At 68.9% G+C, this 13,351-nt stretch carries 14 protein-coding genes; 6 read left to right on the forward strand and 8 right to left on the reverse strand.

All coding sequences use genetic code 11. From position 1 onward, the window contains the following. Positions 1-54 precede the first annotated feature (54 nt). The 4 genes from ODI_RS21240 to ODI_RS21255 all read right to left on the reverse strand — a co-directional run bounded on the left by ODI_RS21240 (position 55) and on the right by ODI_RS21255 (position 4,588). Positions 55-834, reverse strand: coding sequence for a DUF3325 domain-containing protein (locus ODI_RS21240; protein ID WP_067757444.1), 780 nt, complete (start codon positions 832-834; stop codon positions 55-57). Further along, a complete protein-coding gene (locus ODI_RS21245; RefSeq protein ID WP_067757448.1) occupies positions 831-1,121 on the reverse strand; it encodes a DUF3649 domain-containing protein in 291 nt (96 codons plus the stop codon). Before ODI_RS21245 ends, ODI_RS21240 begins: the two co-directional genes overlap by 4 nt. Beyond that, on the reverse strand, positions 1,118-2,740 hold the full coding sequence (locus ODI_RS21250; protein WP_197707122.1) for a PepSY-associated TM helix domain-containing protein: 1,623 nt from the start codon (positions 2,738-2,740) through the stop codon (positions 1,118-1,120). The genes ODI_RS21245 and ODI_RS21250 overlap by 4 nt, the downstream gene beginning before the upstream one ends. 216 nt (positions 2,741-2,956) lie before the next feature. Next, positions 2,957-4,588 (reverse strand): GMC family oxidoreductase, encoded by a 1,632-nt coding sequence (locus ODI_RS21255; protein ID WP_067757453.1) that lies wholly within the window; start codon positions 4,586-4,588, stop codon positions 2,957-2,959. A gap of 126 nt (positions 4,589-4,714) precedes the next feature. On the opposite strand from ODI_RS21255, the gene ODI_RS21260 reads away from it, so the two are divergent. Genes ODI_RS21260 through ODI_RS21270 form a run of 3 tightly spaced genes read left to right on the forward strand, consistent with a single transcriptional unit; the run spans position 4,715 to position 6,597 of the window. Beyond that, positions 4,715-5,065 (forward strand): YidH family protein, encoded by a 351-nt coding sequence (locus ODI_RS21260; RefSeq protein ID WP_067757456.1) that lies wholly within the window; start codon positions 4,715-4,717, stop codon positions 5,063-5,065. Then, entirely contained in the window at positions 5,062-5,397 is a 336-nt protein-coding gene (locus ODI_RS21265; RefSeq protein ID WP_067757463.1) for a DUF202 domain-containing protein, read from the forward strand. The genes ODI_RS21260 and ODI_RS21265 overlap by 4 nt, the downstream gene beginning before the upstream one ends. Positions 5,398-5,439: 42 nt before the next feature. Next, entirely contained in the window at positions 5,440-6,597 is a 1,158-nt protein-coding gene (locus ODI_RS21270) for an iron-containing alcohol dehydrogenase (protein WP_067757466.1), read from the forward strand. Here ODI_RS21270 and ODI_RS21275 read toward each other — a convergent pair. Next, complete coding sequence (locus tag ODI_RS21275; protein ID WP_067757469.1) at positions 6,579-7,109, reverse strand: GNAT family N-acetyltransferase; 531 nt, start codon at positions 7,107-7,109, stop codon at positions 6,579-6,581. The two genes, ODI_RS21270 and ODI_RS21275, sit on opposite strands and share 19 nt — an antisense overlap. An 86-nt stretch (positions 7,110-7,195) precedes the next feature. Between ODI_RS21275 and ODI_RS21280 the strand changes: the two genes are divergently transcribed. Further along, entirely contained in the window at positions 7,196-7,942 is a 747-nt protein-coding gene (locus ODI_RS21280; protein ID WP_067757472.1) for a sulfite exporter TauE/SafE family protein, read from the forward strand. Between the two features lie 10 nt (positions 7,943-7,952). On the opposite strand, the gene ODI_RS21285 is transcribed toward ODI_RS21280, so the two are convergent. From ODI_RS21285 to ODI_RS21295, 3 genes are all read right to left on the reverse strand, one after another. Continuing rightward, a complete protein-coding gene (locus ODI_RS21285) occupies positions 7,953-8,627 on the reverse strand; it encodes a class I SAM-dependent methyltransferase (protein WP_067757475.1) in 675 nt (224 codons plus the stop codon). 105 nt (positions 8,628-8,732) lie between these two features. Further along, positions 8,733-10,217 (reverse strand): NAD-dependent succinate-semialdehyde dehydrogenase, encoded by a 1,485-nt coding sequence (locus ODI_RS21290; protein ID WP_067757476.1) that lies wholly within the window; start codon positions 10,215-10,217, stop codon positions 8,733-8,735. Between the two features lie 43 nt (positions 10,218-10,260). Further along, positions 10,261-11,352, reverse strand: a complete 1,092-nt coding sequence (locus ODI_RS21295) for a tartrate dehydrogenase (RefSeq protein WP_067757478.1) — start codon at positions 11,350-11,352, stop codon at positions 10,261-10,263. Between the two features lie 372 nt (positions 11,353-11,724). Here ODI_RS21295 and ODI_RS21300 point away from each other — a divergent pair, with 372 nt between their 5' ends. Continuing rightward, positions 11,725-12,519, forward strand: a complete 795-nt coding sequence (locus ODI_RS21300) for an amino acid ABC transporter substrate-binding protein (protein WP_067757480.1) — start codon at positions 11,725-11,727, stop codon at positions 12,517-12,519. A 161-nt stretch (positions 12,520-12,680) separates the two neighbouring features. After that, positions 12,681-13,334, forward strand: a complete 654-nt coding sequence (locus ODI_RS21305; protein ID WP_067757483.1) for an amino acid ABC transporter permease — start codon at positions 12,681-12,683, stop codon at positions 13,332-13,334. The last annotated feature ends 17 nt before the right edge of the window (positions 13,335-13,351 follow it).

Below are 13,351 nucleotides of genomic sequence, written 5' to 3' on the forward strand. Positions count from 1 at the left end.
CCCCCTCGGGGGGCAGCAAGCCGAAGGCGCGGCGTGGGGGTCTGTTGCCCTGCCCTAGCGCTGGGCGTACCAGCGCGCGGTGGCGGGTGAGATCTCGTCCATGCGCCAGCCGCGCTGGTGCACGGACCCGTCCTTGCCCTCCACCGTCAGCCAGACCTCGGTCTCGGGCCCGCCGCGCGAGGGCAGCTGGATCTCGACGCTGCGATCCCAACGCGCGCCGCCGAACGTGATGCCCGCGCCGCGCAAGGAGCGCGGCTTGTGCACCTTCAGGTAAGCGGCACGGATCTGCGCATCGCAGGCCTCGCAGAAGCGCAACTGGTACTTCTTGAACGGCGTTTCGCCCAGGATCATCTGCGGCGCGTCCAGGTCTGCTTCGGCCAGGCTGAACGTCCAGGGCCCGATCTCGCCATGCAAGGCGTCGTCGCGCAACACCGGCTTGACCGGCGCCTGCGCCAGCGCGATGCCGAACAATACCGGCACCGCGCACAACACGACCACGGCCACCCAGCGACGCCTTGCGGAAAGCGGCGCCGATGCCTCGATGGGAAGTGGCCGCGCAGGTTTCTCGGTCCAGCGCGGCAACGCGAACACCAGCAAGGCGGAGACGACGCCAATCCAGGCCACCCAGGCAACGCCGCCGATCGTGTCACCCCATCCTTCCAGGCAGATGAGCAGGGCGGCTCCCAGCAAGAGCCAGCCCGCCGTGCGGCACCCCCGCCTGAACGCGGGCAGCGGCACCCGGCCCAGCAGCTGCTCACCTTGGCGCTCGGCGGCCAGGGCCAGGCAGACGAATCCGGCCAGCGCGATCAGCGCCACCGACAGGTTGAGCATCATGGCGCGCTCCCCGACAACAGCCAGCACAGCAGGGACAACACGGCGGTGACGCCCAGGATGCCGATCCAGGCGCGCAGCACGCTGCGCACGCTGAACACCCAGATCACCGCCACGGCATACCAGACAAAGCTGAGCAGGGTGGACGCCATGACGGCTTCGGCACGCGGCAAGGGCCACGCCAGCGCCAGCAACACCGCCATGGCCGAGGCCAGCGCGTAACCACCGAGCGCCGCCACGACGATGCGCGAGAGCACCAGGAGGCGATAGCGAGCCGTCACGGCGCTCATGTCGTCGACTCCCGGGCGGTGACAGGGACGGCGCCGGCTGCCGGGCGAGCCTGCGCCACCGCACCCAGCCAGCGCCGGCGCAATTTGTGGGCGATGTACGCGAAGATGGCCGCCAGGCCCAGCATGGACAGGTCGAAGCCTGCCAGGCCCCAGTCGCCATGGGGCAGCGTCACGCCCAGGTGGCGTTGGGTCGTCAGCGCATTGAGCACCGGCAGCAAGGCATACGCCGCCACGGTGAGCCACAGCAGTTCCAGCCAGGCGCGCTTGAGCGGCCGCAACGAGGCATACAGGAAGCTCCAGCCCCACGCCAGGAACATGCAATGCGCCTCCCAGTCGGGCCGGCTGCCCAGCGAGACCGGCAACAGCCGGTTCGCCCAGAAATAGGCGGCCACGGCCAGGGGCAGGCCCACCAGCGTCCCGGCGTTCAGCACTTCCACGACGCGCAGGCCCGCCGCATCCAGGCGCGAAGGCCCGTGCTTCTTCTGGTGCTGCGTGCGGCGCTTGACGGTCCACATAACCAGCCCGGTGCCGATGACGGCGCAGCCCATCAGGCCCATGACGACATAGAGCCAGCGCAACCACCAGTTGGCGAAAAGGCCCTCGTGCAGGCTGAACATCACGTCGCGGACGTTCTGGGTGTTCGACCGCCTGTCGTCGTGGGCCAGCGGACGGCCGTCCTCGGCGCTGTAGCGCAGGCGGTCCGCCACGTAGACCAGGAGCCGGCCGTCGACCACGCGCGTGACATCCACATAGGCAGGCTCGCCCTGCGGGCGCGCCATTCTCACTCCCGCCACCTTGCCCACGCCCCATTCGGCCTCTGCACGCGCCACGAGCTCGGCCACGTTGGCAGCGGGACGGACCATCGGATCGTGCGGACCCGTGTCGCGCGGAAATGCCTCGCGGAAATACGCCTGGCGATCCGCCTGCGTGCTGCCATAGACCACGTCGCGCGCGGCGGGCATGTAGTCGAAGGCGAAGAACATCAGGCCTGTATAGGTGATCATCAGGAAGAACGGCAGGGACATCACGCTGACCACGTTGTGCGCGTCGAGCCACGAGCGCTGGCCCTTGCCGGGCCTGAAGGTGAAGAAGTCGGTGAATATCTTCTTGTGCGTGATGACGCCCGACAGGATCGCCAGGAACATCAGCATCGTGCATGCGCCGACCAGCGCGATGCCGGTCTGGTAAGGCATGTAGTGCAGGATGTAGTGCATGCGGTAGAGCAGGCCGCCCCCGCCCGTCGCGCGGCCTTCCGCCTCGAAGCTGAACTCGCCGGTCACCGGATCCAGGATCTCGCTGCCGCGTCGGCCCGCTTCATGGTTGCGGCTGGGCAGGTCTTCCCAGGAAATCAGGAAAGGATGCTCGCCGCGCGGATTCAGGCTCTGGTGCGGAAAGGTCACCGTCCAGTTCCTGGCACCCGGCGCCACGGTTTCCAGCCGGTCCAGCGCCAGCCTGATCTGCGTGTCGCGCTCGCCCTTCTGCGCCTGGCCGGCCAGCGGCAGCTCGGGCTTCATCCAGCGCGTGATCTCGTTGTCGACGTAGCCGGCAGTGCCCGTGACGAACACGAAGAACAGCACCCAGCCGACCACGACACCCGTCCAGGTGTGCAACCAGGCCATCGATTGCCTGAAACCCTCTTTCACCTTCTCCGCCCTCGTCGCGCGATTTTCCTGCGTGGCAGCCGGACGATCTCCTACGCGCCTTGCCGTCCGTTCCCCGGCGTCGGGGCCCACCTGCCAACAATAATAAAGACTCGCATTATCATTCGCGGGGATGTCGCCGCGCAAGCCTCCCGCCCGGCCAGGTTCAGCATCGACGCCAGCGGGGCACGCCCGTCACGGCGCCGTCTCTTCCAGGATCCAGCCCGCCGCCTTCTCCGCGATCATCAAGGTCGGGCTGTTGGTATTGCCGCTGGTGATCGTCGGCATCACCCCCGCGTCCACCACGCGCAGGCCCGACACGCCACGCACGCGCAGGCGCGCATCCACCACCGCCATCGGGTCGTCGGCCGCCCCCATCTTCGTCGTGCCCACGGGGTGGAAGATCGTCGTGGCGATGTCGCCCGCCAGCCGGGCCAGTTCCTCGTCGGTCTGGTATTGCACGCCCGGTTTCCACTCCTCGGGCCGGTAGCGCGCCAGCGCCGGCTGCGACACGATGCGGCGCGTCACGCGCAGGGAGTCCGCCGCCACCTGGCGGTCCTCGTCCGTGCCGAGGTAGTTCGGCGCGATGGCCGGCGCATCCTCGGCGCGGGCGCTGCGGATGCGCACCGAGCCGCGGCTCGTCGGGTTCAGGTTGCAGACGCTGGCGGTGAAGGCCGCGAAGGGATGCAGGGGCTCGCCGAAGGCATCCAGCGACAGCGGCTGCACGTGATACTCCAGGTTGGGCCACGGGCGGCCCGGATCGCTGCGGGTGAAGGCGCCCAGCTGCGAGGGCGCCATGCTCATGGGGCCGCTGCGCCGCAAGGCGTATTCCATGCCGATACGCGCCTTGCCCCACAGCGTGGCGGCCAGCATGTTGAGCGTGGGCGCGCCATGGATGCGATAGACGGCGCGGATCTGCAGGTGATCCTGCAGGTTCTCGCCCACGCCGGGCAGGTCCGCCACCACCGCAATGCCATGCTCGCGCAGAAGCGCCGCCGGGCCGATGCCGGACAACTGCAGCAACTGCGGCGAGCCGATGCTGCCCGCGCACAGCACCACCTCGCGCGCCGCGCGCACGACGTGCGCCTGGCCATCCTTGCGCACGGTGGCGCCCACGCAGCGCGGCTGGCCATCGGCGCCAGCCTCGAAACGCAGACCCGTGACCTGCGCGCCCGTCCACAGGGTGAAATTGGGCCGCCGCATGCAGGCCGGCCGCAGGAAGGCCTTGGCCGTGTTCCAGCGCCAGCCGTTCTTCTGGTTCACCTGGAAATAGCCCACGCCCTCGTTGTCGCCCCGGTTGAAGTCCGGCGAAGCCGGAATGCCGGCCTCCTGCGCGGCCTCGGCGAAGGCGTCCAGGATGTCCCAGCGCAGCCGCTGTTTTTCCACGCGCCACTCGCCGCCCGCACCGTGCAGCGCATCGGCGCCAAGGTAGTGGTCTTCGTGGCGCTTGAACGCGGGCACGACGTTGTCCCAGCGCCAGGCGTCCTCGCCCGTCAGCCGCGCCCAGTGGTCGTAGTCGCGCGCCTGCCCGCGCATGTAGATCATGCCGTTGATGCTGGAGCAGCCGCCCAGCGTCTTGCCACGCGGATAGCGCAGCACGCGCCCGTTCAGGCCCGGGTCGGGCTCGGTGCGGTACAGCCAGTCGGTGCGCGGATTGCCGATGCAATACAGATAACCGACCGGGATGTGGATCCAGTGATAGCTGTCCTTTCCACCGGCTTCGACCAGCAGCACACGCCGCTTGCCGTCGGCGCTCAGGCGGTTGGCCATGAGCGCGCCGGCCGTGCCGGCGCCGATGACCACCGTATCGAAGGTGAGGTCGTCCATGCGTATCGTCTCGCTCCGCTTATATGTCGAACGGCCAGCCTGTCGTGCCGTTCATTCTTTTGAGGAATATCATAGAGGGCTTGCGGCGGGCCGGCACGGCCACGTCCGCGCACATCAGGAGACATCATGCACCGCCCGCGCTGGCAACAGGAAGGAAAAGAACCGGACTACCGGTTTTCACTGGCCAACGAACGCACCTTCCTGGCCTGGATCCGCACGGCGCTGTCGCTGCTGGCAGCCGGCGTCCTGCTGGAACAGTTCGCCGTCACGCTGCAGCCACGCGGCGTGCTGGTGGCGCTGGCGCTGCTGCTGGCGGTACTGGCCTGCCTGCTCTCGGCGGGCGCCTATCAGCGCTGGAAATCCAATGAAATCGCCATGCGGCGCGGCGAGTCCCTGCCGCACGGCTTGTTGATCCCCGTCACGGCCGCGGCGCTGCTCATGGTGGCGGCCGTGCTGGCCGGCATGCTGCTGCTGTGACCACGGCCGCGACGCCCAGGGACCCGGGGCTGCAGCCGCAACGCACGGCGCTGGCCTGGAGCCGCACGGCCATGGCCGTGGGCGTGAACGCAGCGCTGGTGCTGCGCGTGGGCGTGCACGGCGAAGAGCCCCTGCTGACCGTGTTTGGCATCCTCCTGCTGGTGGCCGCCGCGGGCCTGGTGCTGGTGGCGGCCTGGCGCAAGCAGGCACTGATGCGGGCCGATGCGCCCGGCGCGCCGCCCGCCGTCATGCTGCAAGCCGTGGTGGTGGTGTGCGTGCTCGCCTGCGTGGGCGGCGCATTGACCCTGGGACGCCTGGCCGGACTGGGTTGAAAGACCGGACGCGCTGCCCGGCCCCGCATTGAGGACTCCCGCATGAAAGCCTTCGAATTCCGCACGACGCCCGACATCCTGGTCGAACTGGGCGCCGCCAGGCGCCTGGGGGCGCTGCTGCGCGAGCGCCATGAAGCGTTGACCCGACTGTGCCTGGTCACCGACGGCTTCCTGCACCGCAGCGGCCTGCTGGCCGACGCGCTGGCGGACCTGGCCGCGCACGGCTGGCAGGTGCAGGTCATCGACGACGTCGTGGCCGACCCGCCCGACCACGTCGTGCTGGCCGCCGCCGACCGCGCCCGGGCAGGCGGCGCGCAGCTCGTGATGGGCCTGGGCGGCGGCTCGTCGATGGACGTGGCCAAGCTCATCGCCATCCTGGCCGCCTCGGACCAGCCGCTGGCCGAGATGTACGGCATCGGCAACGTGCGCGGCACGCGCCTGCCGCTGGTGCAGATTCCCACCACGGCCGGCACCGGCTCGGAAGTCACGCCCATCTCCATCGTGACCACCGGCGAAACCACCAAGTCCGGCGTGGTGTCGCCCACGCTCTATGCCGACCTGGCCATCCTGGACGCGGACCTGACGCTGGGCCTGCCCGCCGCGGCCACGGCCGCCACCGGCATCGACGCGATGGTGCACGCCATCGAGGCCTATACCAGCAGGCACCTGAAGAATCCGCTGTCCGACATGCTGGCCGAGAAGGCCCTGGGCCTGCTGTCGCGCAGCCTGGTCAAGGCCTGCCGCAACGGCCAGGACCGCGAGGCGCGCCAGGACATGCTGCTGGGCGCCATGCTGGCGGGCCAGGCATTCGCCAACGCCCCCGTGGCGGCGGTGCACGCGCTGGCCTATCCCATCGGCGGCATCTTCCACGTGCCGCATGGCCTGTCCAACTCCCTGGTGCTGCCGCACGTGCTGCGCTTCAACGCTCCGGCGGCGTCCGCGCTGTATGCCGAGCTGGCGGCCATCGTGGCCCCCACGGTGACAGGCAGCGACGAGGCCCGCACGCAGGCCTTCATCGCCTATCACGTATCGGTCGCGGCCCAGACCGGCATCGCGCGCACGCTGCGCGAAGTGGGGGTGCAGGAAGGCGATCTGCGCCGCATGGCACGGGACGCCATGAAGCAGACGCGCCTGCTCGGCAACAACCCGCGCGAGGTCACCGAGGACGACGCGTTCGCGATCTACTCGGCGGCGTACTGACGCGCCGCGCCGGAAAGGCCCTGCACCTTTCCGGCCTCTTCCTTGCCCAGGTTCCTGCGCAAGTCCTTGCGCAGGAATACGCAGACCGGATCGGGCAGGTAATTGCCGAAAGGTTCGCACGCCTCATAGCCGCGTGAGCGGTACAGCGCCAGCGCTTCGGGCTGGTCGATGCCCGTTTCCAGCAGCACGACATCCAGCCCCTGGCCGCGCGCGCCGGTTTCCAGCGCATCCATCAGCCGTGCCCCCACGCGCTGCCCGCGCGCCGCGGACTCGACCCACAGCCGCTTGATCTCCCCTTCCCCGCCGCCCAGCGCCACCAGCGCGCAGCAGCCCACGGCCTGGCCCTGCAGCCTTGCCACCCAGAACGTGACGTGCGGCGCGGACAGGTCGCGGCTGTCGAGGAAGTGGCAGCTTTCCGGCGGATACAGCGCCAGGTGGTAATCATTGGAACGTTGCAGCAGGGCCTCGACCTCGGGCTGCGCGGGGGATTCGATACTGACGGTCAGGGTCATCGGTCAATAACGCCAGGCGGGGTGGAAAACACCTTGCCAGTATGCCAGCGGCACCCCGGGCAAGCGGCGGGAGTATGCTTGCGCCCATGTCTTTCGTGCCCCCCGATATCTCCACGGCCTTCGCCGCCGTCCTCATCATCACCAGCTTCGTGACTTCCGCCCTGACCGCGGCCCTGGGCCTGGGCGGCGGCGTGGCCATGCTGGCCGTCATGGGCCTTGGCATGCCCGTCACCACCGTGCTGCCCGTGCATGGCGTCGTGCAGACGGGCTCGAACGCCGGGCGCGTCATCATCCAGTGGAAACACCTGGTGCGGCCGCTGCTGCTGTGGTTCACCGTGGGCAGCGTCATCGGCATCGCGGTGGGCGCCTCGGTCGTCGTCTCCATTCCCGATGCGCTGGCCAAATGGGCACTGGCCCTCTTCATCCTGTGGTCGGTGTACCGCAAGAAACCCCAGGCCGGCGCGAGCAGGCACGGCAAGCGCTATTTCGTGGCGGGCGGCGCCGTCTCCAGCTTCTGCACCATGCTGGTGGGCGCCACCGGCCCGCTGGTGGCCGCGCTGATCGCGGGCACGGGCCTGGTGAAGCAGCCGCTGGTGGCCACGCATGCCGCCTGCATGGTGATCCAGCATGGCCTGAAGATCCTGGCTTTCGGTACGCTGGGCTTCGCCTATGCGGCCTGGGCGCCCATGCTGGTCGCCATGATCGCCAGCGGCGTGCTGGGCACCTGGGTGGGCACGCGCACGCTGGACAACCTGCCCGAGAAGCACTTCAAGCTGGGTTTCAAGATCGTCATGACGCTGGTCAGCCTGCACATGATCTGGCAGACCTTCTGACGGCAGGCGATCAGGCCGGCGTACGCGCGGTCAGCACCCACGACGGCCGCGACTGCGTCGTGCCGGGCCTGGCCTTGCTGGGCACCTGTTCCTCGATGCGCCGGGCTTCGCCCGGCAGGAACCCTGCCTCCGCCAATGCGTCGCGAACGGCCTCCATGGCGTACAGGCGGAAGCCATGCTCGGTGAAAGGTAGCGCACGCATGAATTCCGCGTCGGCAAATGCCAGGCCCAGCGTGCCGCCGGGCCGCAGCACGCGCCGCAGTTCCGCCAGGAAAGCCGGCGGGTCGGGCAGGAAATACAAGGTGTTCACCGACATGGCGTGCGTGAAGCACGCATCGGGAAAAGGAAAGGCTTGGCCGTCGTAGTGGGCGAAGCCCGCGGCCTCGCCCAGCGCGGCATTGCGCCGCGCGGCATCCTCATGCATCAGGGCCGACAGTTCCAGCCCCTGGTAACGCAGGCCAGGCGCGGCTGCCAGGCATTCGGCCACATGGGCGCCATTGCCGTGCCCCACTTCCAGCAGGACGTCATCCGCCTGCAACGCCAGCGCCGCCAGGCAGGCGCGGGTCATGCCGATGTTGCTCTCGTGCATGGTCTCGCCCACGCGCAGGCCGTCCTCGCCTTGCGGGTGACCGAGCTGCGCCGCCAGGGCGCGCATGCGCGCCGCGTCTTCTTGCGTGACCGACATGGATGAAGCCTCCCGTGGCGTTGCGGAAAGCCTGGATGATAGCGGCCGGACCGCCCAGCCACCCTGCCACGTGGCAAGGCTGGCGCGGGTTCCCGGCGCGTGGCCTCAGTCCAGCTGGCCCTGGCAGACGTACTTCACGTGCATGTATTCGGCCAGCCCCAGGCGCGAGCCTTCGCGGCCATAGCCCGAATCCTTCACGCCGCCGAAAGGGGCGGCCTCGGACGAGATCGCGCCTTCGTTCACGCCGACGATGCCGGTTTCCAATGCGTCCACGACGCGCCAGATGCGGCGCACGTCCTGCGAATAGAAATAGGCCGCCAGCCCGAAGGGCGTGGCATTGGCCGCGGCGATCACGTCTTCCTCGGTGGTGAAGCGCGTGACCGGCGCCACGGGGCCGAAGGTCTCCTCGCAAGAGCAATCCATGCTGCCGTCGACGCCGGTCAACACCGTGGGCGCGTAGTAGGTCGGGCCATCGCAGCGCGCATCCCGCACGCGCTTGCCGCCCACCACGATCTTCGCGCCGCGCTTGACCGCGTCCTCCACGTGGCGCTCGATCTTCTCCACCGCGCGCGCATTGATCATCGGGCCGATCTGCGAATCCGGATCGCTGGCCGGCCCCACCACCAGCGCGCCCACCCGGCGCGCCAGCTTCTCGACGAAGGCGTCGTGCACGCCCGTCTGCACATAGATGCGGTTCGGGCACACGCAGGTCTGGCCGCCATTGCGGAACTTCGAGGCCATCAGGCCTTCCACCGCGGCGTCCAGGTCGGCGTCGTCGAACACGATGAAGGGCGCGTTGCCGCCCAGCTCCAGCGACAGTTTCTTCAGCGTATCGGCCGACCGCCGCGCCAGGTGCTTGCCCACCGGCGTGGAGCCGGTGAACGTGAACTTGCGCACGCGCGGGTCATCCAGCCACACGTCCACCACCTCCGGCGTGCGCTCGCGCGAGGCCGTGACGATGTTCAGCACGCCCGGCGGCACGCCGGCCTCTTCGGCCAACTTGACCAGCGCCAGCGAGGTCAGGGGCGTGTCCTCGGCCGGCTTGCACACCACCGTGCAGCCCGCGGCCAGCGCGGGCGCGATCTTGCGGGCGATCATGGCGGCCGGGAAGTTCCACGGCGTCACCGCCGCGATCACGCCCACGGGTTCACGCAAGGCGAACATGCGACGCCCCGCCACGGGCGCCTCGATCAGCTCGCCCTCGATGCGGGTGGCCTCTTCGGCGAACCACTCGACATAGCTCGCCGCATAGGCCACCTCGCCCTTGCCCTCGGCCAGCGGCTTGCCCTGCTCGCGCGAGATCAGCCGCCCCAGGTCCTCCTGCTGCGCCAGTATCAGGTCGTTCCAGCGCTTGAGGATCCGCGCGCGCTCCTTGGCAGGCACCTTGCGCCAGGCCGGGAACGCCGCATGCGCCGCCTCCAGCGCACGGCGCGCATCGGCCGCGCCGCTGTCCGGCACCTCGGCAAATGCCTTGCCGGTGGCGGGGTCGGACACCGCCAGGGTTCGGCCGTCATCGGCCGCGCACCAGGCGTCGCCGATATGGTTGCGGCCCGGCTGAAAAAGGGACCCATTCTGGATGGACAGCGGCATTGCGTGCAACTCCTTGGATGACGATGACGAGAAGAACCCGGGCTCAGCCCTGGGCAACACGCTCGGCGATGGCCTTGCCCATCTCCGTGGTCGAGGCCTGCCCGCCCAGGTCGCGCGTGCGCGGCCCTTGGACGATGGCGGCCTCGATGGCCTGCACGATGGCGTCATGCGCCGCGCGGCCCGCGCCCTGGCTTTCGGTCAGGAAGTCCAGCATCAGCGCGGCCGACCAGATCATGGCGACCGGATTGGCGATGTTCTGGCCGTGGATGTCGGGGGCAGACCCGTGCACCGGCTCGAACAGCGAGGGAAACTTGCGGTCGGGGTTCAGGTTGGCGGAAGGCGCCAGGCCGATGGTGCCGGTCGTGGCGGGTCCCAGGTCGGACAGGATGTCGCCGAACAGGTTGGAAGCCACCACCACGTCGAAGCGATCGGGCTGCAGCACGAAGCGCGCGCTCAGGATGTCGATGTGCTGCTTGTCCACCGACACGTCCGGATAGTCCTGGCCCACGGCCTCGGCGCGCTTGTCCCACCACGGCATGCTGATGGCGATGCCGTTGGACTTCGTGGCCACCGTCAGGCGCTTGCGGCGGCTGCGATTGGCCAGCTCATAGGCATACTTCAGCACGCGGTCGGCGCCATGGCGCGAATAGACCGACTCCTGGATCACGATCTCGCGGTCCGTGCCTTCATACATGATGCCGCCCAGCGAGGTGTACTCGCCCTCGGTGTTCTCGCGCACCACCAGGTAGTCGATGTCGCCAGGCTTGCGGCCGGCAAGCGGGCACGGCACGCCGTCGAAGAGGCGCACGGGGCGCAGGTTGATGTACTGGTCGAACTCGCGGCGGAACTTCAGGAGCGAGCCCCACAGCGACACATGGTCGGGCACCGTGGCGGGCCAGCCCACCGCGCCGAAGAAGATCGCGTCCACGCCCTGCAGCTGCTGCTTCCAGTCGTCGGGCATCATCTGGCCGTGGGCGGCGTAGTAATCGCAGCTGGCCCACTCGATCTCGACGATGTCCAGGCCGATGCCGTAGCGGCGCGCGGCGGCGTCCAGCACGCGCAGCCCTTCCGGCATGACCTCCTTGCCGATACCGTCACCTGCGATGGCTGCAATGCGGAATGTCTTCTTGCTCATGGCGTCCTGGGGAAGTAGAAAAAGGGGCCGCGGCACGGGGCCAGGTTGGCGGGCAGCGCGCGCGGGTCTTCGATTCTAGTGCCGCACCCCCTGCCCCGCGCCCCCCAACCAAGGGTATTCCCCGAGCAAATTGGTGGCTGACGGCCGCCTTGGCGCGCTTGCGCACGGGTGCCAAATCCAGCCCCGCGCCGGGCGGACAAGCGCGCGGTCCGCGTTTGCGCTAACCTTTTGCCCTTCGTGGCCCGCCCGGCCTGCCCCGGCACGGGCCGCGGTGCGTTTTCCGCCGGCGGTTCTGCCCCGGCCCATTGCCCGCCCTGCATTGGGCGCGGCCACGCAACCGTCCGACTTCCTTCACTTCCCTCTTTCGACACCATGAAGACTTTGACCGCCGTCCTGGCCCTGTCCGCCTCCGTCCTGCTCGCCGCCTGCGGCAAGGGCGAGGACGCGCCGCAAGCCGCCGCACCCGCGCCGGCCGTGCCTGCCAAGATCGTCGTCGGCCTGGACGACAACTTCCCGCCCATGGGCTTTCGCGACGAGAAGAACGAGCTGGTCGGTTTCGACATCGACATGGCCCGTGAAGCCGCCAAGCGCCTGGGCATCGAAGTCGAGTTCAAGCCCATCGACTGGAGCGCCAAGGAAGCCGAGCTCAACAGCAAGCGCGTCGACGCGCTGTGGAACGGCCTGACCATCACCGAAGAGCGCAAGAAGAACATCGCCTTCACCGCGCCCTACATGGAAAACCACCAGATCATCGTGGTGGCCGCCGCCTCCAGCATCCAGACCAAGGCCGAACTGGCCGGCCACGTCGTGGGCGCCCAGGAAGGCAGCAGCGCCGTGGACGCCATCAAGAAGGAAGCCGAGGTCGCCGCCAGCCTGAAGTCGCTCAAGACCTTCGGCGACAACGTGACCGCCCTGGTCGACCTGTCGGCCGGCCGCCTGGACGCCGTGGTGGTGGACGAAGTGGTGGGCCGCTACCTGGTGGCCAAGCGCGCCAATGACTACCGCGTGCTGACCGACAACTTCGGCACCGAGGACTACGGCGTGGGCACCCGCAAGGAAGACACCGCGCTGAACGCCAAGCTGGATGAAGTGCTGGCCGCGATGAAGCAGGACGGCACCGCCGGCCGCATCGCCATGCAGTGGTTCGGCGCCGATATCGTGAAGTAGGTCCCCCCCCGAGGGGCTTCGCCCCTCCCCCCCCAGGGGGGCGGCGCTGGCGGACTGGCGGAGCCAGCTCCGCGGCGCCCCGGCTTCCTGAGGTTCTTTTGTATTACCGCTTTGCCTTGTTCCGCCGGCGTGGCGTTGCTTGCGCTGGCAGGAAGCCCTGAATGGAATACGCCCTTTCTCTCGTTGGACCGCTTGCGCAAGGCGCGCAGGTCACGCTAACGCTGTTCTTCATCACGCTGGGCCTGGCCGTGCCGCTGGGCCTGGTGCTGGCGTTGGCGCGGGTGTCGCGCTGGCGCGCGCTCAGCAACGCGGTCAATGGCTATATCTGGCTCATGCGCGGCACGCCGCTCATGCTGCAGATGCTGTTCATCTATTTCGCGCTGCCCTTCGTGCCGGTCATCGGCGTGCGGCTGCCCGACTTCCCCGCCGCCGTGGTGGCCTTCGCGCTGAACTACGCGGCCTATTTCGCCGAGATCTTCCGCGCCGGCATCCTGTCCATCGACCGCGGCCAGTACGAAGGCAGCAAGGTGCTGGGCATGACGCCGCTGCAGACGCTGCGCCGCATCGTGCTGCCGCAGATGGTGCCGCGCATCCTGCCGCCGCTCAGCAACGAAACCATCACGCTGGTCAAGGACACCTCGCTCATCTACGTGCTGGCCCTGAACGACATCCTGCGCGTGGCGCGTGGCATCGTGCAGCGCGACTTCACGACGACGCCGTTCCTGGTGGCCGCCCTCTTCTATCTCCTGATGACCCTGGTGCTGACCTGGGGCTTCCAGCGCTTGGAGAAGCACTATGCCAAGTACGACCAATAGCGCCGCGGCCGCCACGC

The organism is Orrella dioscoreae, from assembly GCF_900089455.2.
Taxonomy (GTDB): Bacteria; Pseudomonadota; Gammaproteobacteria; order Burkholderiales; family Burkholderiaceae_B; genus Orrella; species Orrella dioscoreae.

What these genes read in the sequence shown, in the direction of transcription:
- ODI_RS21240 (WP_067757444.1), bottom strand. Translation starts at nt 834, where the DNA reads ATGATGCTCAACCTGTCGGTGGCGCTGATCGCGCTGGCCGGATTCGTC.
- ODI_RS21245 (WP_067757448.1), bottom strand. Translation starts at nt 1,121, where the DNA reads ATGAGCGCCGTGACGGCTCGCTATCGCCTCCTGGTGCTCTCGCGCATC.
- ODI_RS21250 (WP_197707122.1), bottom strand. Translation starts at nt 2,740, where the DNA reads ATGGCCTGGTTGCACACCTGGACGGGTGTCGTGGTCGGCTGGGTGCTG.
- ODI_RS21255 (WP_067757453.1), bottom strand. Translation starts at nt 4,588, where the DNA reads ATGGACGACCTCACCTTCGATACGGTGGTCATCGGCGCCGGCACGGCC.
- ODI_RS21260 (WP_067757456.1), top strand. Translation starts at nt 4,715, where the DNA reads ATGCACCGCCCGCGCTGGCAACAGGAAGGAAAAGAACCGGACTACCGG.
- ODI_RS21270 (WP_067757466.1), top strand. Translation starts at nt 5,440, where the DNA reads ATGAAAGCCTTCGAATTCCGCACGACGCCCGACATCCTGGTCGAACTG.
- ODI_RS21275 (WP_067757469.1), bottom strand. Translation starts at nt 7,109, where the DNA reads ATGACCCTGACCGTCAGTATCGAATCCCCCGCGCAGCCCGAGGTCGAG.
- ODI_RS21280 (WP_067757472.1), top strand. Translation starts at nt 7,196, where the DNA reads ATGTCTTTCGTGCCCCCCGATATCTCCACGGCCTTCGCCGCCGTCCTC.
- ODI_RS21285 (WP_067757475.1), bottom strand. Translation starts at nt 8,627, where the DNA reads ATGTCGGTCACGCAAGAAGACGCGGCGCGCATGCGCGCCCTGGCGGCG.
- ODI_RS21290 (WP_067757476.1), bottom strand. Translation starts at nt 10,217, where the DNA reads ATGCCGCTGTCCATCCAGAATGGGTCCCTTTTTCAGCCGGGCCGCAAC.
- ODI_RS21295 (WP_067757478.1), bottom strand. Translation starts at nt 11,352, where the DNA reads ATGAGCAAGAAGACATTCCGCATTGCAGCCATCGCAGGTGACGGTATC.
- ODI_RS21300 (WP_067757480.1), top strand. Translation starts at nt 11,725, where the DNA reads ATGAAGACTTTGACCGCCGTCCTGGCCCTGTCCGCCTCCGTCCTGCTC.
- ODI_RS21305 (WP_067757483.1), top strand. Translation starts at nt 12,681, where the DNA reads ATGGAATACGCCCTTTCTCTCGTTGGACCGCTTGCGCAAGGCGCGCAG.